This is a genomic window from Chitinophaga caeni, assembly GCF_002557795.1.
GTDB lineage: Bacteria > Bacteroidota > Bacteroidia > Chitinophagales > Chitinophagaceae > Chitinophaga > Chitinophaga caeni.
This window is the reverse complement of record NZ_CP023777.1, coordinates 2,985,384-3,001,541: the sequence shown is the minus strand read 5'-3', so window position 1 is coordinate 3,001,541 and position 16,158 is coordinate 2,985,384. Positions and strand designations below refer to the sequence as shown.

Genomic DNA, 16,158 nt, shown 5'->3' with positions numbered 1-16,158 from the left:
TAGGAATGCAGCATTCGGTCAATTTTCCTTAAGTTTGCACGTTACACCTAATCATTTTGATTAAGCAAGAGTCCATACAACAGATACTAAGCCGGATTGATGTCGTTGAGATCGTCGGTTCCTTCGTTCGCCTGAAAAAAAGGGGAGCGAATTACCTTGGCTTATGCCCTTTCCATAACGAAAAAACGCCTTCGTTTACCGTATCTCCCAGCAAGGAGATCTATAAATGTTTCGGTTGTGGCAAAAGCGGCAACGCGATCAATTTCCTGATGGAGCATGAGAAATATTCTTATGTTGAAGCCATCCGGTGGTTGGCGCAGAAGTATAATGTTGAACTGGAAGAAACCGAAGTTAGCCCGGAAATAAAGGAGAAGCAACAATTAGCAGACAGCCTTTTCATTATAAATAATTACGCGCGGGATTATTTCCAGGAAACCTTATTTAATTCCGAGGAAGGTCAAAGCGTGGGTTTGAGTTATTTCGAAGAGAGGGGCTTTACCGAGGAAACGATCCGGAAATTCCAGCTCGGGTATTGCTTAAACACCCGGGATACCTTCGTTCATACTGCCCTTGCAAAGGGTTACAACCTGGAATATTTGCAGAAAACAGGCTTGGTAACCATCCGTAACGAGCAACCGGCAGATAATTACCGGGGCAGGGTCATCTTCCCTATCCATAACCAATCGGGCAAGATACTCGGTTTCGGGGCGCGTATTTTAGGGAAGCACGATCGTGCCCCAAAGTACATCAACTCCCCTGAAAACGAGATTTATATCAAGAGCCGCGTGTTATACGGCACCTACTTTGCACGGCACGCGATCGATCGGCAAGATGAGTGCTTACTGGTGGAAGGTTATACCGATGTTGTTTCTTTACATCAAGCCGGGGTTGAAAACGTGGTGGCCAGCAGCGGTACTTCATTAACGCAGGACCAATTACGCTTAATCAGGAAATATACTAACAACCTCACCATTTTATACGATGGTGATAGCGCCGGTGTTAAAGCCGCGTTGAGGGGCTTAGATATGGCCGTGGAGGAAGGTTTGAACGTAAGGTTGGTGCTGTTTCCGGATAAAGAAGATCCGGATAGTTATGTCAGGAAAATCGGGGCCGATGCATTCCGGGAATTTATTGCCGAAAATAAGCAGGACTTTATCCTCTTCAAGCTTCATACTTCCTTGCAAGATGCCGGGAATGATACACAAAAAAAGGCACAGCTCGTTAATGAAATCGCGGAAACGATTTCAAAAATTGATAAGGTCGAGGATTTCACCAAGCAGCAGGATTACATCCGTCAATGCAGCCAGCTACTCAAAATTGATGAGCAGGGTTTGGTTCAACTGGTCAATAAATTCATCCGCGAACGCATCAGCAAAATAGAATCCCAATTTAAAACTAAAGAGCCGGAAGCCCCCGTAGATGAAGAACTAAAGGACGAAGCGGTAGCTGATGCCCTGTTATTTAACTCCGATGAGAAACAGGAAAGGGAACTCGTTAAAATATTATTGCGGTTCGGTGATAGAAGTTTCAGCGAAGAAGACCGCAACACGGTAGCCGATTATGTTTTCAACCTACCTTACGATTTTGAGTCGCTGGCTGATAGCGAAATCGTTAAAAAAATTCTGAGGGAATATAAAAAGGTGTACGATGAAGGGAATATCCCGGATAAGAAATGGTTTTTATACCATTCCGATCAAGAGATCGCGCAGCATACTGCTTTAATTTTAGAAGATAAAGAAGCGGAACTTAGCCAAAACTGGAAAGATCGTTTCGAGATCGATACCGTTTGTGGCGATGATGCTTACTTGAAAGATACCCTTTCTACTACCAACTACCTCGTACTGCGGAAAATCCGCAAGCTGATGCAAGAAAACCAGTCAGAGATGGAGTTATCTCAAAAAAATGAAGATGCTGACGCCTTGCTAAAATGCATGGAGCTACATCAGCACCTAAAACAAATTGAACGGGAACTCGTACAAAATTTAGGTACGGTTATCTTCAGGTAGTTAAAAATCCATTTTTACGCTCCCACACTTGGAATTCGTACTCATAAGGATTCTTTTCATCGGCCTCATGTAACTCGCCGCGGCTCAACTCCCATTCACCGGTTGGTAGTTCAGGAAAATATGCATCCCCATCAACGATCGCTTTTACACGGGTTAAATAAACGCGATCAGTGATCGGCAAAGCTTGTTTAAAAATTTCCGATCCACCGGTTATAAAAGCTTCATTCACATCCCATGCGCGTGCCAAGGACAGGGCATTTTCTATGGAGTTGGTTACCTGCACCCCTTCCGCCTTCCAATCTTCCTGGCGGGTGATCACGATATTTTGCCTGCCGGGTAAAGGTTTTCCCAGGGAATCATAGGTTTTTCTTCCCATGATTACGGGCATCCCCCAGGTCGTATTCTTAAAATATTTCAAGTCTGCCGGTAAACGCCAGGGCAAGTCATTATTTTTACCGATCACGTTATTTTCGGATGCAGCCACGATGATAGAAACGATCATGATTTATAATTTTTACGGGTTCATTCACATTCATTACACAGCTACCGGGGCTTTAATGTGCGGGTGCGACTGATAATTTTCCAGCGTGAAATCTTCGAATTTAAAATCGAAAATATTCTTTACAGCCGGGTTTAGCTTCATCGTTGGCAATGGTAAAGGTTCGCGGGTTAATTGTAATGCCGCCTGCTCTATATGATTATTATACAAATGAACATCCCCGAAGGTATGTATAAATTCACCCGGCTCAAGATCGCATACCTGCGCGATCATCAAGGTCAACAAAGCATAAGACGCGATATTAAACGGCACGCCCAAAAACACATCGGCGCTGCGTTGGTATAATTGGCAATCCAACTTACCATCGGCCACGTTAAACTGGAACATACAATGACAGGGACTTAAAGCCATCTTGGGAAGATCACCTACGTTCCAAGCGTTGACGATCAGGCGGCGGGAATGCGGGTTGTTTTTAATTTGTTCAACCACATCGCTGACCTGGTCAATCACCCTGCCATCACTAGCTTCCCAGCTTCTCCACTGTTTGCCATATACAGGCCCCAGGTCACCGTTTTCATCAGCCCATTCGTCCCATATCTTCACACCATGCTCTTTCAGGTAAGCGATATTGGTATCTCCTTTCAAAAACCACAACAATTCATAGATGATCGATTTAAGATGTAATTTCTTGGTCGTTACCATGGGGAAACCATCCTGTAGATTAAACCGCATTTGGTAACCGAAGCAGCTGGTTGTTCCCGTCCCGGTACGGTCGCTTTTCTTGGAACCGTTATCAATAATGTGTTGCAGTAGTTGTAAGTATTGTTGCATCGGGTGAAAGGTTAATGAATTTAAGCAAAAATAATAGAAACGGGCATCTTCTATAACATGGGTTGGTAAAAAATAAAACGCACCGCCAAGATAAAACATCATGGCGGCCTTTCCTGTTCAATTTTAAGGTAAACAGGTCATTATCTTATACCGCGGCGTTTCATTTCCTCGCGGATCAATTTCAATTCGCGCCCCATTTGCCCCGACATCGAGGTATTTTCCTGCGCCCGTCTTAATAAATAAGGCAAAACATCCCTCACGGGACCGTAGGGTAAATATTTAGAGACCTTGTAACCCGCATGTGCCAGGTTAAATGAAATATTATCACTCATACCGTATAATTGGGAAAAACTCACATGCGGATGCTGGTGATCGTAGCCTTTTTCATGCAACAAACGGGCGGCCAACATGCAACTATTTTCATTATGTGTACCGATAAAAACGGCGATCTCGTCCAGGTGATCGAGGCAAAACATGACCGCCTTGTCATAATCCCGATCGGTCGCATCCTTGCTAGGTTGGATCGGTGAAGGGTAGCCCATCTCTTCGGCACGCTTACGCTCCTTTTCCATGTATGCGCCCCTTACTAGCTTGGCCCCTAAAACGTAGCCGGCGGATTTCGCTTTCCGGTACGATGCTTCCAAAAACGCCAGGCGATCATGGCGGTACATTTGGAAAGTATTATAAACGATCACTTCCTGCTTATTGAACAAGGACATCATTTCATCGGTCAAATCATCTACCGGCTGTTGAATCCAAGATTCTTCGGCATCAACCAAAACGGCCACATGGTGTTTGGCGGCAGCGTCGCAAATAGCGAGTATGCGTTGGCGCACCCTTTCAAACTCGGCAATTTCGGCACCGGAGAGCGCTTGCTTTGCATCGAGTTTTTCCAGTAGTTCCACGTTGGCAAAACCGGTTATTTTTATGCTGATATAGGGGATATTTGGTTGTGACGCAGCATATTGGATGGCCCTAATAAATTCCGGAACGGCAGCATCGTAATTCTCCTCCCCTTCCATCGCTTCCACACCGTAGTCTAATACAACCCCTACATGGTATTTATCCAGTTGGCGGGCCGTTGCAGCAGCCTCATCCAGGGTTTCTCCGCCGCAAAACTGTTCGAAAATGGTGTTTTTAATTATCCCCCTGATCGGGAGATGCAATTTTAATGCTATGGGAGTCATAATACCTCCCAGCTTTACAAGCCAGGGTTTCCCGATATTACTAAACAGGAAATTGGCTTTTTTTAAAGCCTTGTCCGACTTGCTTTCGAAAGCTATAGCGGTATCCTCGAAAGATAATGATAGCTGCTTATTCATGGCACGCAAAGATAGTGCAGTCCAAAATCATTAACAAAATCCCGGGAGAAGATGGCGGAACGATTAATATTCAGTAGCTTAGGAGGAAATTAAATGTCATCCAACCATCACAACTATTTATTAAAAAAATTACAACAATGCGGCGAAAAGATTGCAATTCATCATTTGTACATCCTTAAAAAAAATTGCAATTTTAGGTTTACGTTATTAAAACTGTGAAACTATCCATGGGAGAAGAACATCAACAACCTGTATCAAAGAAAAATTGGCTGCGGAGAAAAAAGAAGAACAAATGGCAAAGAAATGCTTACGTATTAGCATTCTTAGTGTTAGTCGTAGCCATCGCGTTATACTACCCCAGGATGCCGGCAAGCAACTCTTCCAGTTTGCTCGACAAGAACGAGCATTACGAATCATATGAAAGCCAGTGCGCCCATCGCAAGAAAGTGGTGCTGGCCGATGGTACGGAAGTAACTTTAAATTCCACTTCCCGTTTATACGTGCCCGAATCTTTCAGCAAGTCTAGGCAGGTGATCCTGAACGGGGAAGCCTACTTCAACGTCGTAGAAGAAAACGAGCGGCCTTTTGTCGTGAAAACCGATAAACTAACCGCCACTACGCTGGGGACCTCATTTAAGATCCGTTCGATGGAAAGCCAACCGGGCGCTACATTATATGTCCGTTCCGGGAAGCTGAGGGTAGTTAAATCTTACCATTCTTCCACCGATAATGAGCCTGCGACCTTAGGCCCGGGAGATATGATCTTGGCTAATAAACAGATCGACCTGATGGAAACAGAACATTACGAGGTTAAGGAGATGGATGACTGGTTGACGCAAAACCTGGAGTTACAGGATGTCTCTTTGCCTGTAGCACTGCGTAAGTTGGAGGATTGGTACGGAATACAAATCGAAGTAAGGGGGAATTACGATCCGGGAACGAAGGTCAACGCACAATTTAAAAATGCTGGTTTACAAGAAGTTATGACTGCTTTGGGTGATAAACTGGATTTCGATTTCAAAATTAAGGGCAATAAGGTTGTCTTGAAATTTTAATTCGCGGCGCTCTTGTTACGGAGCAATAGATCACTTATATTTGAAGAGCCATAGTTATTATTGTTATTTTTTATTTAAAACTTACCATATCCATTCGGCAATGCCGGTAGTTCAATCCTACCGGCATTGCCGTTTTTATTACTCTTTGAAAATCAAATGTTCTTCGCGATCTTCGATCGGCATGTTACGGATCATCTCGTCAAAATCATCCCCATCAAAATCACTGTACGCCCCGTAAGCATTAATGAGATAACCGATCTCCTCTTTTTCATTTTCGATTAAATATAGGATCGCGGCATCAGAGGGATTCGAATCTCCTTCAAAACGGTATGTCTTAATAATATGTAAATTCTTAGGATCGTACTTATTGCCGTTAGCTAAACATTCGAGGTGTCCGCCGGGAACCGGTTTATATTCCTTGTCATAGCCCCGCTCCTTTAATACTTCCAATACGCCTAATAATGTGGTCATTCCTTTTGGTTCCATTGATACGAGTTTTGAATGTTAAACAATCGAGGACATCTTAAAGTTCGTACTTATTCTTGTAATTTCCATCGGTGTTGAAAGCTTTTACCCTAACATGAAAGGCTGATCATAATTTCAAAAAAATCCCCGGTCAAATGTATGACCGGGGAGCAATAATTATCTCAAACAAATTATACGATTAGGACAGTGCACTTCCCGCGCGGATCAACAACTCCTTCGTCAAACGTACACCTTCATCTTCCGACACGCCTGAACCTTCAAACTCGATGTCTATATAACCGGTGTACCCTGCATCTTTCACGATCTTCAACATGCGGGAATAGTCCGTTTCAATACAGTTACCGTTCGCATCAAATTCATGTGTTTTCCCGCTAACACCTTTAGCATAAGGCATCAATTCGGTAACACCTTGGTAGCGATCATACTCTTCCAAGCACTTGGTCGCTGCCCATGCTTCGGGCGTATTGGCAGTAGGCTTCGTTCTTTCGATACAGAAGTTACCGAAATCGGGCAAGGTACCCACATTCGGCATATTAACCTGCTTCATAACATTGGCTAACCATTTACCATTTGATGAATAGCCACCGTGGTTTTCTACGATAACATTGATGCCATGATCTTTACCGAACGTTCCCAAGGTGGTCAGCGATTCGATTACGGATTTAGATACTTCATCAGCCGAACCTTCACCGGCAGCATTTACGCGGATGGCGTGGCATCCTAAATACTTGGCGGCTTCCACCCATTGATAGTGGTTTTCTACCGCTTTAACACGGGCTTTAGCATCCGCATCACCGAGGTTTCCTTCGCCATCGATCATGATTAATACGTTGGTAACGCCATTATCATCGGCACGTTTTTTCAATTCGGCTAAATACTGCTGGTCTTTAGCTTTGTCTTTGAAAAATTGATTAACATACTCCACCGCGCTGATATCAAAATCTTTTTTGGCTTTCACCGGAAAATCGAGGTTCGTCATCTTACCATCAAATAAGGACTTGTGGAAAGACCATTCTGCCAATGAAATTTTGAAGAATAACTCCTTGGCGCCGGCGGTAGCATCCTGGCCGGTAGAGTCCGTTCCGTTACTAGTTTTATTTCCTGAATTGCATGCAGCAAATACTGTAGGGACAAGAGTAGCTCCCGCGGCAAATAATCCCATTTGACGCAAAAATGCCCTACGATTGTTGTTAGTGGTCATTGATAAAATTTTATGCGATGATAAAAACGTGGAAATTTCTATATACCAATATACAATTAATCAGGAGTTTTTTAAAGAAATTTTCATCCCGCCCGTAATATTTAAAAATTTATAGGAAGTATCGTAACGCGTATGCAGCCGGCTCCCGGAAAATGTAGAAGAAAGCTTCTAACATCAATATTGCTCCTGTAACCACAAAAAATGTAGCTGCACCAATTTCAATTCATCGTAAGAATATTGGTTACCCAAAGCATCGCGCATACTTTTTAATGGCAACATCCCTTTTGTTTGTAACAAGTTCAACGCATCCCGTACTTTCATAGGCGGCATGATTTGGTTAACATCCAATTCGCCGCTGCGTACATAATTCCCGAGGTGATTATAAACAGTAGATTCTGTAATTCCCCTTTCTTGCGCAATGCGGGCTACCCGGTGCCCGTCGTTAAACATTTGCCAGCTTTGCTGTGTACTGGCATTCGGCCCTTGCGATGATTTGCGTTTAGTTGCAGGGGGCTCCTTCCCTGCTTTGGCGTGTACCTGGGTAGACAAATGATTTTTCAGGCAATAATCCTGGACTTCTTCTAAGAAAGCATCCCCGTACTTGGCGAGCTTATGTTCACCAAAGCCGCTGATCTGGGCAATATGGCTTGATGTTAATGGCAAAAACGTGGCTAACTCCTGCAAGGTTGCATCCGAGAAAACGAGGTACGGGGGTACGTTTTCTTTTACCGCGAACTCTTTTCTCAATGCTTTCAGGGATTGCAATAATTCCTGGTGTAAAGGAACGATCTGCGATGGTTCCACCCAGGTACTGCCGGGCAATGTTCCGATGCCGGCTTGAACTTTCCCCGTACTTGCAGCCGGTATTTCCTTCCTTGATTTTTTATATAATGCGAACTCTGCCAAGCAGGCCAACATAACTTTAGCATTTTTGAATAATACTTCTTCGCTGGCAGGCGTCAACATCAACACCGGGTATTCTCCCTGCGATTGTTGCAGGTAGCCTTGGTGTAATACCTCCCTGATGATCTCCCTCCATTCTTTTTTATTGTATTCCTTACCGATACCGAAAGTCTTGATAGCGCTATGTTCGTGCTTAACCGTGCTACTTCCCCGTAAAAAATCAATCACGTAATTGATACCGAAGCGCCCTTGCAAGCGGAAAACAGCGCTCAGTAATTTCTGAACGGGAATCGTCCCTTCCACTTTTAAATCCTTCTGCAAACAACGATCGCATTTACCACAATATTCCGGCGCCTCTTCATCGAAATAATTCAATAAATATTTCCTGCGGCACACGCGCGTTTCACAGAGCCCGGCCATCTGGTCCAGCTTCTTGAGCATGATGTCACTCTGCGCCCTGTTACCGTCGATCGTGGTCATGTTCTTCAGCTTGAACACATCCCCGGCGCTATAATACAATAAAGCTTCGCTGGGCAAACCATCGCGGCCCGCACGGCCCGTTTCCTGGTAATAGCCTTCAATATTTTTCGGAAGATCCACATGCACTACGAAACGTACATTACTTTTATTGATACCCATACCGAAAGCGATGGTGGCTACCATTATCCTGATATCATCCTTTAAAAACCTTTCCTGCCTTTCTTCTCGAACCTGGCGGTTTAAACCTGCATGATATGCTTCCGCGGCAATTCCTTCCGCCCGCAAATCATCCGCCAAGGTTTCGGTGCTAGCCCTTGAAAGGCAATAAATGATACCGGAATCATCACCCTTAGATTTTAAATACGGTACGAGGTGCGAAAAGTATTGTTTTTTAGGGCGTACATAATAGTTGATATTGGGCCGGTTAAAAGAGTTTTCAAACAACTTGTAACGCTTCAGTGCCAACTTCTCGATGATGTCCTTGCGGGTTAATTGATCCGCTGTTGCAGTTAATGCAATGATAGGAACTCCCGGAAACTGTGTTTTTAATTGTCCCAATGCCAAGTATTCCGGTCGAAAATCATGCCCCCATTGGCTGATACAATGCGCTTCATCTATCGCGATCAAGGAAATATTGCAACCTGATAAATATTCCAAGAATTTACCATCGCCACCGATTAATCTTTCGGGTGCCACGTACAGCAACTTGATATGTCCATCGCGGAGCTGATTATAAACAAAATGTTGTTCCCTTGTATTCAAAGTACTATTCAGGTAAGCTGCTTCGATACCGTTTTGCAAGAGTGCATCCACCTGGTCTTTCATTAATGCAATTAACGGCGACACCACTATGGTAACACCTTTCAGCGCTAATGCCGGGAGTTGGTAACAAATAGATTTACCTCCACCGGTTGGCATCAGTACCACGGTATCTTCGCCGGCCATTATATTTTCTATGATCGCCCTTTGATTGTGCCTAAACTCCGTGTAACCGAAGTGCTGCTTCAGTAATGTTAACATATCCTGCATAGTACATCTTTCCTCTTCGTTAAGATGGACAAATATAGTACAACCAAGAAACTTGGCTGTACCGAATTTCTCAACCGGAACCTAATATTGTTGTAAGCCCGTTTATAACTTTATACCAGGTATTCTTTTATAAGTTTTTAACGCGTTATAAAAAACTATTTCTTCAAATTATACATTATATATATACATACGTTTATATATTCAAATACAATGTTGTGCGAATAAAATTGCATTAAATGTACTTGAATTCATTACCTGGTCAAGGATATAAGCGAAGGAAGATATATAAAATCCCGGCTAACCCGCCAAGAAAAGGATGAAACTTCGCACCGATGATAGCGAAGCCCTACAGCAGTAGAGAAGCTAAATCGAGCGATCAAATTGACGGCCCTGATGGCCAATTTGTGCCCTTTTTTTGGGCAAGCAAAAAACTGCAAGAAATGAACAGGAGGACATTTAATATAACTGTTGAGGGCGGTTATAATTTCTCCACTGAAAAATTAGCCGGGCAATTATAATTCAAATAGATTGTTGATATTCTTGTTAATATCAACATTGAATAAAATCAACTGGCACTTTCTATCCTTTCATTGCTTAAATTTGTTTGTTTACCAGGTAAGAGTCCATGAAAATATTATTAATAGAAGACGAACCATCGGTTGTTTCCGTGATTACGCGCGGTTTACAGGAAGTCGGCTACGAAGTAAGCGTTGCCCTAGATGGCCATTCGGGTTACCAGATGGCCACGGAACACGCGTTCCAGTTGATTATCCTGGATGTCATGTTGCCGGGAATTAACGGGATCGAGGTCTGCAAAAGATTACGTAAACATGGATTGGAAACACCCATACTCATGCTAACGGCTCTTGGCACTACCGAAAATATTGTAATGGGCTTGGATTCGGGCGCGGACGATTACATGTTAAAACCCTTCAAACAATTGGAGCTTCAAGCTAGGGTTCGCTCCCTGTTGAGAAGGAATAATAACGGGCCGTCTCCTGCACCAGGACCGTTACAGAACCCTGCCATCCAAGCTGAAACAGAAGTCCTGAGATTGGCCGATTTACAACTTAACCTGGATACGAAAAGCGCCCAACGCAACGGGCGTGAAATCGCGCTAACCGCCACGGAGTACCGTTTGCTGGAATACCTGTTTAAAAACCCGCGCAAGGTATTATCTCGTATGGAAATATTGGAGCATGTTTGGGGCATAGATTTTAATATGAACACCAAGGTGGTGGATGTTTACATTAATTATCTCAGGAAAAAAATCAATAAAAATGAGTCGCCGGAGTTAATCCAAACCGTGGTGGGCTTAGGATACATGTTGAAAGAAAGTAAGGCCGATGAAAATACGCACTAAGATCATGATGCTTTTTGCCGCGTTGACCGTTTCCATCATCGTGGCCATGAGTTTCTTCGTATATTATTTTGCTACGCAATACTCGTTCGAGGATTTTTATAAACGGCTTGAGATCAGGGCTTACCTGACCGCGAAAGCGGCTATTCCTTCATCGGAATCATTCAGCTCCATATATAACGAGATCCGTGAAGAAAATTTGGAAGTGATGCCTTCCGAGCAGGAATTCGTACTAAGGGTAGATCCCGTGACCAAACAGGTTCAAACCAGCCATAACCTGGAGTTACCGGCTTACTTTTACCGGGAAGCCATCGCTTTGGGAAAAACATTTTACCGGGAAGGAGACCGTTTTTTTGCCGGGGTATATTATCATAATAACGAACATGCTTACCTGGTCATCGTTTCAGCTATCAACCATTATAGTGCGGAATATTCGCTGATGTTGAGGAAAATACTCGTCATCAGTTCCATATTTGCAGCGCTGATGATCATGGCGGGCGGATATTTCTTCTCCAGGGTTATTTTACGGCCTATCAGGAACATGATGACGCAGGTAAAAAGCATCAGCAGCCGGAACCTCCATTCGAGGTTGGAAACCGGGGGGAATAAAGATGAGATGAACGAGCTTGCAGCTACTTTTAACAACATGCTCGACCGCCTGGAAACATCTTTCGAAACGCAAAATAACTTTGTTAGTAATGCTTCCCATGAGCTGAGTACGCCCTTAACCGCCATCATAGGGGAAGCGGAGCTATCCCTATGCCGCGACCGCTCTCAAGAAAATTACGTGCAAGCCATCCGCAATATCTTGCGGGAAGCCGAAAGGTTAGAACATATCACTAAAAGTTTATTACACTTAGCACAAACCGGTTTTGACGGCCAGAAGCAAGATTGGGGACCGATCAGAACGGATGAGCTACTTTTTTCCGTGAAAGAAGTGGTAGATAAAATTCACCCGGATAACCATGTCGAGATAGATTATTCCCTTTTCCCAGAAGAAGATGAAAAGCTTGTCATACAAGGAAATTTCCAATTACTGGAATTAGCGCTTAGCAATATCGTTTTAAATGCTATCAAATATTCGGATAACCAACCCGTTTCCATGGCATTAGCCGCTACGGATAAGAAAAATTTCATCATCGTAAAAGACCGGGGCATCGGCATCCCGCAAGAGGATTTACCCTATATCTTCTCCCCCTTTTTCCGGGCATCCAATACAGGAAAATTCAAAGGTTACGGCATCGGTTTGCCACTGGCTCAAAACATTATCCGCATGCATAAAGGGGAAATCGTAGTATTCAGCAAGGTTAACATGGGCACTGAAATAAGGCTAGAACTGCCGATTTAAGTCGATTCTTACCGTTTTCTTACCGGCGCTTACCAGGTTCTTACCACTTTTTTAAACACCTTTAATATACCTCTAACGGCTTCCTAATATCACCGTGGTAGTTTTGTATCAAAATAAAAATTACCATGAAAAACATATTGATCCCAACAGACTTTTCAATCCGTTCTTTAGGTTACGTGCATGCCATCGCGGAGCAACATGCAGAGGAAACTATTAATATTATTTATTTCCATGCATTGAAGATGCCTTCTTCATTGATGGACTTAATGAGTTTCACCCGCGATAAAAGTCATATCAAGTTAATGAGCCGCGATTTTTGCGATGCTTGCGAAATCCTTAAAAACAAGTACGGCAAATCCTTCGGCAAACTGGATATCACTTACTTCCACGGAGATACTAAAGTTGCTTTCAAAAACTTCTTGTTGGCCAACAATATTGATGTCATCGCATTGCCGCAAGATTTCGAATACCATGCAGCAAGCCCGGAAAGTTATGATCCCAGCGCATTAATTCGCCGCTCGGGCTGGGAACTGATGACGGTAAAATTCCCCCAGAAGAGAAATTACATTACACGTGCAACGATTTCCGAGCTGTTGACCGATAACATCCATCAATAAATATCAAGGAAAGCTTATAAGCCAGTATTCGTAACCATTAAATGAAGAGGACATGCTGCTGAAGAAAAATATACCCATCGGGTATGTATATGGAAAAATAAAGTACGAAATTTTAGCCGTGGCGGTTTATACATTGATCATCAACGTGATGTATCATTATTATGATATCAATTATATCTCCATCCCGCTTGCAGTGCCGATGGTATTGGGAACGGTACTATCGCTGTTATTAGCCTTCCGCTCCAACCAGGCTTACGACCGTTGGTGGGAAGCCAGGACTATATGGGGCGCCATCGTGAACGATTCCCGCAGCTTGGGCAGGCAGGTACTTTCCTTGATGAACGAACCGATAGAATCGGAAGATCATAGGCAATTTCAAAGGCGGTTCATATTGCGGCAGTCAGCTTGGACTTACGCGCTGGCTGCATCACTGAGGAAACAAGACCCATTGAAAGGATTAGAGAATAAATTATCAAGGCGGGAACTGAATTACATCAGCCAGTTTAGCAATGTGCCAGCCGCCATCTTGAAATTGCATGCCAGGGATATCCGTTATGCCTTACGCAAACAATGGATCAATCCGTACCAGCAGGTAGCCATAGACCAAATACTTACTAGGTTATGTGATTCGATGGGTAAATGCGAGCGAATCAAGAATACCGTATTCCCTGCCACGTACAGCTTGTACACGCATTTCACGGTACTATTTTTTATTATGCTATTACCCTTCGCGTTGATTGATATCTTTGGCGCCATGGAAATACCATTGGTTATAGCGATCTCCGCTTCTTTCTTGTTAATCGAGAAGATGGCCATTCACCTGCAAGATCCGTTTGAAAATAAACCTACAGATACACCAATGACAAGTATATGCAATACCATTGAACGGGATTTGAGACAGATGCTGCACGAGGAAGACTGGAACATGCAAAAGACCGAAAATAAGCCACAGCCAGCTTATTACGTGATGTAATTATCAACTTTTTTTCTGCTACACTGTTTTAAATGACCCTAGTTCATGCAGGCTCCCATCTTCTGGTGGGAGTTTTCTTTTTTAACCGCTTATAGCAAAACCGGGATTAAAGCCCCGTATGTTTACTCCCCCGGGGCGACACCCAATAAAACCCGGCAGGTCTTCAAAGTTTTTAGACAATTCCTTTACATTCTTTTGCCTAAAAATGCTTCTCTTTGATAAATATATGGATAGATGCTTTTGATATAAACTTGAATGTATGGGAAAATTGAAATTAAGCATCCTCGATCAATCTCAAATTAGATTAGGAAGTAATGCCAGGGAGGCCGTGCAAGAGTCGAGCCAACTGGTTAGGCATGCAGACGAATTAGGATATACCCGCTACTGGGTTTCCGAACATCATAACATCCAATGGTTGGCAGGCTCCACACCGGAAGTTTTAATAGCGCACCTCGCCGGGGAATCTAAAAGAATACGGGTCGGCTCCGGCGGCATTATGCTGCCCAACCATAGCGCCCTGAAGGTGGCCGAAAATTTCAGGATGTTGGAAACGCTCTTCCCCGGAAGAATTGACCTCGGTATTGGCCGCGCCCCGGGGGGAGATAGGCTCACGGCTTATCTCTTAAACCCCTCGAACCAATTTAAAGAAGAGGATTTTGTTCAGCAAATCACGGATTTGAGGGGCTGGTTGACGGATAATGACTTAGCAGGTACCGTTCACCAAAAAGTAAAAGCGATACCGAAGGCTGAAACTCAACCTGGGATGTGGATATTAACTTCCAGCGGTGGAAGCGCCTTAATAGCAGCTCATTTCGGCTTGGCACTTTCTTTCGCGCAGTTTATTAATCCGCATGGCGGTCCTGAAACGATCGCGCAGTATTACCGCAACTTCCAGCCATCGGAACAACTGCCAGAACCGAAAGCTAACGTAGGCATATTCGCTTTCTGTTCGGAAGATGAACAAAAAATCTTGGATTGGCAGATGCAAATCGACCATAGGATATTGCATATCGAGAAAGGAAGAAACGGCCCGATGCCCAGCTTGGAAGAGATTAAAGAGATCGAATATTCCCTTGAAGAAATGGCCAGGATACGCTTCAACCGCGGCAGGATGCTTTGCGGTACGCCCGCAACTTTAAAGCCGAAGCTGGAAGCCCTCGCATCGAGTTACGGGGTCGATGAAATCGTTATCTCTACCATTAGCGACCAAGTGCAGGACAGGTTAGATTCCTATAGCTTGCTGGCGAATATGTTCGAATTAAGTGGATTATAACGTTATTTGAATAAAATCGGGGAACCGATAAAATGGAAAGTAGCAAGAAATCAAATCTTGCTACTTTTCATTCTATGAACTCTACATTTCCATCCGGGGCGATACAAAGAATAATTTGTTTTCCCATATTCGTTAAGGGGATAGATAAAACACAGTAGATATATAATTTACCATCTTCGAACCTGGTCTTATCAACATGTAAAACCAGGTAATCCATCCAGTAACCATTGATCCTACCGACAAAATCTTCACGAACGACCGGCATCTCGAAAGACGGGAACCCGTTTTTAGTCACCTTAACTATGCAAGAAGCTGCCTTAGCATCAAAATACGGGATATCATAGCCTTTTAATAAGTTTCGGGGGATCCTTATTTTCTGTTGTAAATAATGGTGTTGTAAATTAAAGCGGTACATATTTCCTTTCCAACGAAAACTCGTATCAAATACATAAGTATTGAGTTCCCTTTTCCTATACATAGCAATATTTCTAAGCAAGATTTCATCTCCCGTGGTATCTACCGAAAAACCACGGGCATACTTACCCACAGCGAATCCAATACGTGGTAGGAAAGCCTGTAGGAAAATGAATAATATTACATTACAACATAGAAAAACTACTATTCTAGGCAAGGGCGACAGATTTAAAATGTTGTACGTTTTGCTTACTACAAATTACGACATTTCTCCAGCATTTGACATTCAAAAGTCTTATCGTCAAACCATAGGTATCCGAAACCCCGGTTAATGGCTATTGGTATCGTTTGCAATTTATTG

Annotated in this window: 15 protein-coding genes; 8 read left to right on the top strand and 7 right to left on the bottom strand. The window is 43.4% G+C overall.

Features of this window, described 5'->3' with window-relative positions; translation table 11 throughout:
* Window positions 1-56: 56 nt before the first annotated feature.
* Window positions 57-2,006, top strand: a complete 1,950-nt coding sequence (dnaG, locus tag COR50_RS12670; RefSeq protein ID WP_098194329.1) for a DNA primase — start codon at window positions 57-59, stop codon at window positions 2,004-2,006.
* On the opposite strand, the gene COR50_RS12665 is transcribed toward dnaG, so the two are convergent.
* The 3 genes from COR50_RS12665 to COR50_RS12655 form a co-directional block, all read right to left on the bottom strand.
* Entirely contained in the window at window positions 1,999-2,508 is a 510-nt protein-coding gene (locus COR50_RS12665; protein WP_098194328.1) for a dihydrofolate reductase, read from the bottom strand. The genes dnaG and COR50_RS12665 overlap by 8 nt on opposite strands.
* A 33-nt stretch (window positions 2,509-2,541) precedes the next feature.
* Complete coding sequence (locus COR50_RS12660; RefSeq protein WP_098196215.1) at window positions 2,542-3,336, bottom strand: thymidylate synthase; 795 nt, start codon at window positions 3,334-3,336, stop codon at window positions 2,542-2,544.
* Between the two features lie 140 nt (window positions 3,337-3,476).
* Window positions 3,477-4,658 (bottom strand): proline dehydrogenase family protein, encoded by a 1,182-nt coding sequence (locus COR50_RS12655; protein WP_098194327.1) that lies wholly within the window; start codon window positions 4,656-4,658, stop codon window positions 3,477-3,479.
* Window positions 4,659-4,885: 227 nt separating this feature from the next.
* On the opposite strand from COR50_RS12655, the gene COR50_RS12650 reads away from it, so the two are divergent.
* A complete protein-coding gene (locus COR50_RS12650) occupies window positions 4,886-5,713 on the top strand; it encodes a FecR family protein (protein WP_098194326.1) in 828 nt (275 codons plus the stop codon).
* Window positions 5,714-5,851: 138 nt separating this feature from the next.
* Here COR50_RS12650 and COR50_RS12645 read toward each other — a convergent pair whose 3' ends face one another.
* The 3 genes from COR50_RS12645 to recQ all read right to left on the bottom strand — a co-directional run bounded on the left by COR50_RS12645 (window position 5,852) and on the right by recQ (window position 9,803).
* Window positions 5,852-6,199, bottom strand: coding sequence for a hypothetical protein (locus COR50_RS12645; RefSeq protein ID WP_098194325.1), 348 nt, complete (start codon window positions 6,197-6,199; stop codon window positions 5,852-5,854).
* 178 nt (window positions 6,200-6,377) lie between these two features.
* Window positions 6,378-7,400 (bottom strand): sugar phosphate isomerase/epimerase family protein, encoded by a 1,023-nt coding sequence (locus COR50_RS12640; RefSeq protein ID WP_098194324.1) that lies wholly within the window; start codon window positions 7,398-7,400, stop codon window positions 6,378-6,380.
* Between the two features lie 174 nt (window positions 7,401-7,574).
* Window positions 7,575-9,803, bottom strand: coding sequence for a DNA helicase RecQ (gene recQ / locus COR50_RS12635; RefSeq protein WP_098196214.1), 2,229 nt, complete (start codon window positions 9,801-9,803; stop codon window positions 7,575-7,577).
* 341 nt (window positions 9,804-10,144) lie between these two features.
* On the opposite strand from recQ, the gene COR50_RS22450 reads away from it, so the two are divergent.
* The 6 genes from COR50_RS22450 to COR50_RS12605 all read left to right on the top strand — a co-directional run bounded on the left by COR50_RS22450 (window position 10,145) and on the right by COR50_RS12605 (window position 15,383).
* Window positions 10,145-10,330 (top strand): hypothetical protein, encoded by a 186-nt coding sequence (locus tag COR50_RS22450; RefSeq protein WP_098194323.1) that lies wholly within the window; start codon window positions 10,145-10,147, stop codon window positions 10,328-10,330.
* A 107-nt stretch (window positions 10,331-10,437) separates the two neighbouring features.
* Window positions 10,438-11,175: a response regulator transcription factor gene (locus COR50_RS12625; RefSeq protein ID WP_098194322.1), complete on the top strand. Its 738-nt coding sequence runs from the start codon at window positions 10,438-10,440 to the stop codon at window positions 11,173-11,175.
* Entirely contained in the window at window positions 11,159-12,520 is a 1,362-nt protein-coding gene (locus COR50_RS12620; protein ID WP_098194321.1) for a HAMP domain-containing sensor histidine kinase, read from the top strand. Before COR50_RS12625 ends, COR50_RS12620 begins: the two co-directional genes overlap by 17 nt.
* A 125-nt stretch (window positions 12,521-12,645) precedes the next feature.
* Complete coding sequence (locus tag COR50_RS12615) at window positions 12,646-13,137, top strand: hypothetical protein (RefSeq protein ID WP_098194320.1); 492 nt, start codon at window positions 12,646-12,648, stop codon at window positions 13,135-13,137.
* A 52-nt stretch (window positions 13,138-13,189) separates the two neighbouring features.
* Window positions 13,190-14,110, top strand: coding sequence for a bestrophin family protein (locus COR50_RS12610; RefSeq protein WP_098194319.1), 921 nt, complete (start codon window positions 13,190-13,192; stop codon window positions 14,108-14,110).
* Window positions 14,111-14,369: 259 nt separating this feature from the next.
* Window positions 14,370-15,383 (top strand): LLM class flavin-dependent oxidoreductase, encoded by a 1,014-nt coding sequence (locus COR50_RS12605; RefSeq protein WP_098194318.1) that lies wholly within the window; start codon window positions 14,370-14,372, stop codon window positions 15,381-15,383.
* Between the two features lie 67 nt (window positions 15,384-15,450).
* On the opposite strand, the gene COR50_RS12600 is transcribed toward COR50_RS12605, so the two are convergent.
* Window positions 15,451-16,014: a hypothetical protein gene (locus COR50_RS12600; protein ID WP_157760807.1), complete on the bottom strand. Its 564-nt coding sequence runs from the start codon at window positions 16,012-16,014 to the stop codon at window positions 15,451-15,453.
* Window positions 16,015-16,158 lie beyond the last annotated feature (144 nt).